This is a genomic window from Thermococcus sp. 101 C5, assembly GCF_009372125.1.
GTDB lineage: Archaea > Methanobacteriota_B > Thermococci > Thermococcales > Thermococcaceae > Thermococcus_A > Thermococcus_A bergensis.
In genome coordinates, this window is sequence record NZ_WHIZ01000077.1 from 1 (window position 1) to 7519 (window position 7519).

The following is a 7519-nucleotide window of genomic DNA, read 5'->3' on the forward strand; positions in this document are numbered from 1 at the left end:
ACCTGTCTGTAACTTAGTCCGTGCAGGTACAGGTTTATTGCCCTGGTTTTCTTTTTTGCTGGGATTTTGTTCCGGCGAAAGGTTTTTAAGACTGAAACCAGTAAGTAAATAATGGTTTCAGTCCTCATTTCTCTCCCCTTTTCTGAAGAGGTATCAGAAACTTAAACCTAACGTCCCACTGCTTATCCTGACAGTGTCCATTAGAAAGGATCTAAAAAGGGAACTCTCAAAAATGTGGAGCGACATAGATGATGTTACAATTGAAGTTCCAGAATTGAAACTAGAAAAAGCATTTACCCCAATCATTAAGGTTAGGGACAGATACACAAAGAAAGAAATTCCAATAACTTATCGCGGAAGTGGAATGCAGAGATACTTCATTCTTTCTCTTCTGGAAATTTATCGGGAACAAAAAATTGGGAAAGGGTACGTACTTCTATTCGAAGAGCCCGAAATTTATCTCCATGTTGGAGCTCAAAAGAAGTTATGTAATATTCTCAAAGACTTTGCCAGGGAGGGGCAGGTGATTATTTCAACTCATTCAAGTGTTTTTGTTAATGCCGGCGATCTCTCTAAATCGTACTTACTCGTTAAAGAAAACGGGGAGACAAAGTTAAGGAAGTTCTCTGGAAATCGCGAAATCCTAGAAGAACTTGGGATGTCCCCCAGCGATCTGTTTTTGACTGATGGCATTATCTTTGTAGAGGGCCCCTCAGATAGGGAAATATTGGAGATATTCGCAAAAAACTTGTTTCCCAACTGGGATGAGTATAACATTGCCGTTATCCCTATCGGTGGCTCTAATATTGGGCATCAGGATCCCGAAATCTTAGCAAAGATAAATCCAAACATAGCAGTTATTTTAGACTCAGACTTGAAAAATGAGGGCTCTGCTCTCTCTCCTAAGAAGGAAGAACTCAAAAAGAAATTTGAGAATTATGGCATCCCTGTACATTTCTGGAAGAAAAATGGAAAGATTGTTAGAACAGTAGAGAACTTGTTTACTTTAAATGCTATAAATGAAGCCTTCGTTAACGCTGGTATTAACTTAAGCTCCGAAATCGGCCCCTATGATGATGTGCCCTTCATTCTTGGGAGGGAACTTGCAAAAATCAGAGCAATGAAAGATCCTTATTTCGATTCTTCTAAATTATCAGATGATGAATTTTGTCGAAAAATGTATGACAAAATAAAACACGGGAAAAAGATAGCCAAAAAAAATGATTGAACTGGGTGAAGTTCCTACTGATGTTAAAGGGCTATTAGAGGATATTTTAGAAAGATTTAAAGTGGGCTCGTAGAAGGTGAAAAAAGATGAACGAGCTCGATAAGGCGATATTTGGAGTCTTTACGGGCTCGGGAGCAACTATTGCAGCCAATCTTCGCCCATATATTACTCTGGCTCTTGAGCTGTACGAGGCGTTCAGAATCCTTCGTGAATTTATCAAGTGGAGGAAAAAAGAGGAAAAGAAAAAGAATCATAAAAGATCTCTCGCACTTATTTTCCAGAAAAAGCTCGATAAAGCCCGCAACGACCTTGAGAAACTTGCGGACGATGTTTCTTATGCCTTTGGGGGCACTCTTCATTTACTCGACAGTCGTACCACCATTCGAACCCAAAGAGAAAGCCCAGGAGATAGTCAGACAGCTTGAAGAAGACTACCAGGAGCTAGCAAAGAGCATGCACGAACTCATGAAGCTTGTTAAGAAGCACGAACGCATGATTATCAAAGCCCTTGATTTGGACGAGACCCAGAAGTTACTGCTAGACGGGCTAGCCGCCATGTTTGAAAATGAAACTCCAGATGTTGAGGCTATTGTTGACTACCTCCCTCTCATCTCAGAAGAAATTAGGAAAAGCAGGAAGGAAAGAAACCTGTTCAGTCAGGAGCTAGGCAAACAACTTGGGAAATTCAATACCACTCATGGCCTGGTTATCATAAACCATGCCCTTAGAATCGATAGAAAATACAAACGTTGCTTCAAAAAAGCTGCCAAGTACGGGTTCAAAGAATTCTGGCAGAAGTTTAATGAATGCCGCTTTAGTTAATCTCTCCCTCTACCCTCTCCTTTTTAATACCGCTTCAATACACTGAACAACTTCAGCCTTATACACCCTAAGGATATGCCGCAGATTGCTCTCACTGTTATCATTAATTAAGCTTTCCACAAAAGAGTATCTCCGCTTAGCTTCTAGAGCACAGTTCTTTGATGAAAAATTAACATTCTCCTTACCATTCGGTGTTTTGATTTCGGGCTTCTCTCGGAGGTCGTAGTCAGCCGCATTTCTTAATGCCCTCAGATATACCATAGAGTTGTGGGCGCGTCTGATTCTTACGTCGTTAATTTTTTCCTTGAGAACCTCAAGAAATGCTACAATAAGAGCATGCGGATTTTTACCCTCAAGCTCACCAACAAAATCGTTTAAATCTCTGTTTCGGAGACTAGGAGGATACTTCTCTAACTCCCCTTTTAGGACTTCCCTCAATTGCAGAAAAGCAGAGTAGTAATACCTCCCAACAGCAGTCCTGTTGATAGCTTCACGGAAAGGCACGTCAGAGCCTTCGTTTAATGAACTAAGATAGTCCCCCACCAACTTGAACCCCTTAGGGTCAAAGCCTGACACGAAGCCCTCACCGTCATTCAAACAGGGAATACACGAGTATTCTGTTGGACACTCTGGGGTCTGCCGAGAGAAGCTTGTACTCAAGCTCCTCCGACACGTCGAGAGCTTTCTCGGAGTCCACAAACTTCGCTATTATTACGATATGAGGGTTGATACCATCCTCCGGTGTTCCAGTAGTTATTTTTATCTCTTTAACTTCCTCCCGCTCCAACCATTGCGGAAGAGTTTCCCGAAGGTATCTTATTATCTCTCCCTTATAGGGTAAAGGAGTTTCAATGAGTGACTTAAAGTCTACTTTAAGCTTTTCTTTCCAGTTTTCCTGAAGGTGCAAAAGGGGGAGGATCTCGTGAAGAGTCTGTATAGCTCTCCTTATGTTTAATAAAGACGCCAAAAGCGCGTTCTCCAACATGCTTATTACTTCTTCCGATACAAAAACAGAAGTCCCCTGTGGCTCTTTTGAGGATAACGTTAGCCCACTCTCATAGTGGAAGACTCTTTGTCCGGCTTGAACTGTCCCTATAAGATACTGATTAGCTCTCCTGATCGACATCGCCACTGCTGAGCACCTCCTCTATGGCACTGTGAAGCTTCTCTAAATCTTTTCTCGTCATAACAAAGTTAAGTACAGTGGGCTTTTTACCCTTATCCTCCAGATGTTCAATTCTTAACAAGTAGTACTTTAACTCTCTCCCATCCACATTCATTCTCGCGGGATGAAATTCAATAACGTCAACTATGGGTAATGTGTAGACCCTTTTGAGCTTGACCTTTACCCTAAGCTCGGGAACGTTGAATTTCTCGAAGATTTTCTTCTCTATATCATCCCCAGGTTCCGTTTCGCTGAACACCATCTTTCCCAAAGCCTTCAATATTCTCTGCATTGCCTCGTCTAGATAGAGTTCTTGCTCCTCTGCCCCAATACCGAGCGCCTCAAGAACTGGAAGCACTTCGCTGTCGGGATTGGATATCATAAGATGACCATCTCCACTAACGGCAACTTTTAGTTTATATTCGAGGATTTTTTCGATGACTTTGTTGATTAACTCATCATCGAGCTTTGGTTTTTCACCTTCAACCTTTGCAAGCAACTGGAGAATGTTAATAAGTTCATTGTTCTCCATAAAATATCCCCATCTTTTGTTTAGCCTCTAAGCTTAAAAAAGTTCCGTTTTGAATAACAGCTAAATATAACTTGTTTAGAGCCCCTAATAATTTATGAGTTCTTTCATTGAGTAATGAAATTAGGAAAACAAAGATACTGGTATTTTGGTTTTTATTCACGGCATTGGCTTTAAATAGATTAACTCACAAATACTACACGACAATATCCGTGATCAACGATAAGATTACCAGAACAAAACTTATCCAACAGAATAATCAGAAGCAAAAGAAGCCCATCTGAACTCTCGAACTTTCGCTATTTTGGAAACTACAGGAGGATTCCAAAAGAGTTGGGTTTAAGAATTGAAAGGAATAATAATGATAAGATAGACCCGAGAAAGTTAGAGAAGTATCATTGAGGTGACCTAGATGTTTGCAATTAGCCTCCTGAATAAATACGGTCTCGTTGATAATCAAAGGGTAAAGCTCCTCGACGTTTTAAAAGAAATCTTGACCTCCCAACACTACAAACAGATAGACGCTGCAGTGGGATTCTTATTTATAAGTGGGCTAAAAGAACTCCAAAGGGAGCTTGATGAGTTCTTCTCCCAAGGGGGAAAGATGAGAATAGTGATCGGGAACCAAACAGATAGAGAAACTTATGAACAGCTCAGCATGGTCTACCACTCTCTCGAAGCATTAAGGAAGCTCAAGGAAAGAAACCAAAAACTCAAGTCAGATTTTGACGAACAAGCTGAAGATCTTGAAAAAAACACGAACTTCATGGAACAGACTGAAGAGAATGAGAAATTTTTAAGCAAACTCGTCTCTTGGCTGGAAGCTGGAAACATTGAGATCAAGGTTTATGTTAAAGAGTTCATGCACGCCAAAGCATACCTTTTCTATCCGAAAAGTGAGTCAATTGCTCCGATAGGTCTCGTTGGCTCGAGTAATTTCACACTCGCAGGGTTTTACGGGAACACAGAGCTGAATGCCGGTCTATTTGCAACTCATTTTGAGAGCTTGAGAGAGTGGTACGAATGGCTTTGGGAAGAGAGTGAAGCATTTAATCCAAAACTAGTTGAGGTGATTAAAAGAAGCTGGGCGGGACAAAAGCCTGGAAGTTTTCCATCCCCCTATGAGGTATTAATAAGGGGTCTTTATGAGCTCTATAAGGACATTGCAGAGAAAGACACCGGATTTCTGATTAGAGGTCTTTCCGAAGTTCTCTACGAGTTCCAGATGGATGCTGTAAGGAGAGCAATCTCAATAATCAACAAATACAGAGGAGTTCTAATAAGCGACGTCGTCGGATTAGGAAAGAGTTATATCGGGTTGGCACTTTTGGAGCACTTTTCACTCTTCGATTTGTTAAATGGGAGAAACAACAAAGTTGCAGTTATAGCGCCTCCGGAGCTCGTCAAGTACTGGGAAGAGCTATTGAGAATGTACAACATTGAAGGAAAGGTGTTCTCGGCAGGGTTGCTTCCAAGAAAAGAGCTCTCAGCAGAAAAATATAAGGAGATGCAGGACTACATAAAAACCGTGAACACAGTTCTTGTGGACGAATCTCACCACTATACCAATCCCTCCACGAAGTCCTACAAAAATCTCCAAGAGCTTCTCCTTGGAAAAAGAGTAATACTCCTAACGGCAACACCCTATAGAAAACAGTACCGGGATATAATAAATCAAATCAAATTGTTTATACCTGAAAAGAAGCATCCTTTCCCAATAACACCTCAAACTTGGGATGAGTTAGTTAATGCAATTGAGAAAGGAGCTGTCCACCCTTCCTATGTTCTAAGGGAAATAATGGTAAGAAGAACTAGACATGATATCCTGAAGCTTTACGGGGAAAATGATAAGTGTATCAAAATCAGAAACAAAAAGCTTTGCTTTCCAGAGAGAAAACTGGAAACTATTGAATACAGAATTTCAGAGGTTTATCCTCTTGAAAAAATTCCAAAAGAATTAATTAAGACAATTTCCGAACATTCGAATATCGAACCTATCGACATTTACACCCTGTTCCTAGCGGGTATAAATTCGATGAGATATGCAAGGTTCGCACTCCATGAATATGTTAAACCACAATTTAAAGACAAAAACCCATACACGGACTTATCCGCTGCCGGAAAAAATTTGAGAGGATTAGAAAGAATCCTTTACCTGAAACGTCTGGAAAGCTCATGGTACTCAATGTATCAAACTCTTCAGAGGGACATCATCAAGACTAGGAACTTCTTGAATTTTGTTAAACAAGGTTTTATACCCGCAGGAGAGGAGTTTAACGAGATTATACTGGGTAAAATTAATGGCAAAAAAGCCCACTTACTAAGTGATAAAGAAATAGAAAAGTTCATCAGCGAATACACAAGAATAAAGGAACCAACATACAAGGCAGGAGCGTTTAACCTTGAGAAACTAATCGAGGATTTAGAATATGATCTAAAGAAACTTGAAGCAATGGAGCAAGCGCTCAGACCCCTCAAAGAACGTCTCGAAAAGAGCCCCGAAGAAGACCCAAAGCTTTCAAAATTGATTGAACTTATAGAAAAGCTGATGAAAAAGGAAAGGAGAAAGATTCTAATTTTCAGTGAATTCGAAGAAACCGTTCAATGGGTATATAGGGGACTAAACGAGTATTTCGGTAAAGAATATTCAATTGAAGCTGTAAGTTCAAGTACAAAAGGAATACTCGACAAAATTAGACGTTTTGCTCCTAAATCAAATTATTATGAGACAGAAAACGAAATTGACATTTTAATTTCAACGGATATTCTCAGCGAAGGGCTTAACTTACAGGATGCAAACATTGTGATAAATTACGATTTACACTGGACTCCAATAAAATTGATCCAAAGGATTGGTAGAGTTGACAGAATTGGAACGGAACATGATGTTATCCATGTCTACAATTTCTTCCCAGAGAAAAAATTAGAAGAGAATCTCGGGTTACTCGAGAAAGTCAGAAGAAGAATAGCAGAATTTAACAATGCATTAGGTGCTGACGGTAAGATTCTTGAAGAGAGTGAGGAATGGAACCCATCGGCAATCGAGATTATTTATGGCGGAAAAATTGAAGAGCTTGAAAAAAAGGATGTCCTTTCCGTAACAACGCTTGCCGAAAAACTCGTAAGGGAGTTCAAGGAGCGTAACAATGAGCGCTTTGAGGAGTTAAAGAGAAGGTATTCAATGAGAAGTGTTGTCAAATACAGAGGAAAAGAGTACTATGCTTTCTTCGTGTGTAGTGATGGAATAATTTCACAATACTTTATATACAGAAGACAAGGCAATACTTGGATTAGACAGAATACCCCTATTGAAGAGCTTTTGAAAATAACAGGGCTTGATATTAACACTCCTCCATTCAACGAGTTCAGGGAAATGAATATTTACTATGAAATCGCTGATAAAGCCCTAAAAGAGTTTAATGAACTTAGGACTATAAAAGCCAGTAGCCTGACATTTAAAAAATCTCCCAAAGTTCCAAGGAACATAAAAAAGATTCTTAGCAAACTCTACAATAGAATGCAGAGAACTAAAAATGAGTCAGGGCGTGTTTATAGTAACCTTTATTAGGGTTTTTGCTGAATTCTTTCGGGTGGTTGTCGTGATCCCCAGATGGGATCACAGACTCAAAGACCCTGAAAGCGTGGCATTCGCAATTCTTGACGTTTTAGCAGACTTCGAATCAGAAGGAAAGCTGAAGAACCTGCCAAAATCCAAAAAATTTCCAGTAAAAACAATACTGGCAATACTCCTCTTTAAACAATACTACAACCTACC

At 39.9% G+C, this 7519-nt stretch carries 8 protein-coding genes and 1 pseudogene; 5 read left to right on the forward strand and 4 right to left on the reverse strand.

What is annotated here, in order from left to right:
- Positions 1-128: pseudogene (locus tag GBV73_RS09810) on the reverse strand (IS6 family transposase); the annotation flags it as partial.
- Positions 129-193: 65 nt separating this feature from the next.
- Between GBV73_RS09810 and GBV73_RS09815 the strand changes: the two are divergent.
- The 3 genes from GBV73_RS09815 to GBV73_RS09825 all read left to right on the forward strand — a co-directional run bounded on the left by GBV73_RS09815 (position 194) and on the right by GBV73_RS09825 (position 2050).
- The gene (locus tag GBV73_RS09815; protein WP_172967223.1) at positions 194-1228 is read left to right on the forward strand and encodes an AAA family ATPase; all 1035 of its coding nucleotides are present in this window, start codon (positions 194-196) and stop codon (positions 1226-1228) included.
- Between the two features lie 86 nt (positions 1229-1314).
- Positions 1315-1653 (forward strand): hypothetical protein, encoded by a 339-nt coding sequence (locus GBV73_RS09820; protein ID WP_152881059.1) that lies wholly within the window; start codon positions 1315-1317, stop codon positions 1651-1653.
- The gene (locus tag GBV73_RS09825; protein ID WP_152881061.1) at positions 1565-2050 is read left to right on the forward strand and encodes a hypothetical protein; all 486 of its coding nucleotides are present in this window, start codon (positions 1565-1567) and stop codon (positions 2048-2050) included. Before GBV73_RS09820 ends, GBV73_RS09825 begins: the two co-directional genes overlap by 89 nt.
- Positions 2051-2059: 9 nt before the next feature.
- Here the strand turns inward: GBV73_RS09825 and GBV73_RS09830 are convergent, their stop codons facing one another.
- The 3 genes from GBV73_RS09830 to GBV73_RS09840 are packed head-to-tail and all read right to left on the reverse strand — an operon-like array spanning position 2060 to position 3747.
- The gene (locus GBV73_RS09830; protein ID WP_216643943.1) at positions 2060-2593 is read right to left on the reverse strand and encodes a hypothetical protein; all 534 of its coding nucleotides are present in this window, start codon (positions 2591-2593) and stop codon (positions 2060-2062) included.
- A 46-nt stretch (positions 2594-2639) separates the two neighbouring features.
- Positions 2640-3182 (reverse strand): hypothetical protein, encoded by a 543-nt coding sequence (locus GBV73_RS09835; RefSeq protein ID WP_152881065.1) that lies wholly within the window; start codon positions 3180-3182, stop codon positions 2640-2642.
- A complete protein-coding gene (locus GBV73_RS09840; protein ID WP_152881067.1) occupies positions 3157-3747 on the reverse strand; it encodes a hypothetical protein in 591 nt (196 codons plus the stop codon). Before GBV73_RS09840 ends, GBV73_RS09835 begins: the two co-directional genes overlap by 26 nt.
- Before the next feature lie 409 nt (positions 3748-4156).
- Between GBV73_RS09840 and GBV73_RS09845 the strand changes: the two genes are divergently transcribed.
- Positions 4157-7312, forward strand: coding sequence for a helicase-related protein (locus GBV73_RS09845; protein ID WP_152881069.1), 3156 nt, complete (start codon positions 4157-4159; stop codon positions 7310-7312).
- Positions 7290-7519, forward strand: a 230-nt coding sequence (locus GBV73_RS09850; RefSeq protein WP_152881071.1) for a hypothetical protein, incomplete at its 3' end; no start/stop codon positions are given. The genes GBV73_RS09845 and GBV73_RS09850, both read left to right, overlap by 23 nt.

Excerpts from the sequence above, each read along its gene's own strand:
- GBV73_RS09820 (WP_152881059.1), top strand. The coding sequence starts at position 1,315 with ATGAACGAGCTCGATAAGGCGATATTTGGAGTCTTTACGGGCTCGGGA.
- GBV73_RS09825 (WP_152881061.1), top strand. The coding sequence starts at position 1,565 with ATGCCTTTGGGGGCACTCTTCATTTACTCGACAGTCGTACCACCATTC.
- GBV73_RS09840 (WP_152881067.1), bottom strand. The coding sequence starts at position 3,747 with ATGGAGAACAATGAACTTATTAACATTCTCCAGTTGCTTGCAAAGGTT.
- GBV73_RS09845 (WP_152881069.1), top strand. The coding sequence starts at position 4,157 with ATGTTTGCAATTAGCCTCCTGAATAAATACGGTCTCGTTGATAATCAA.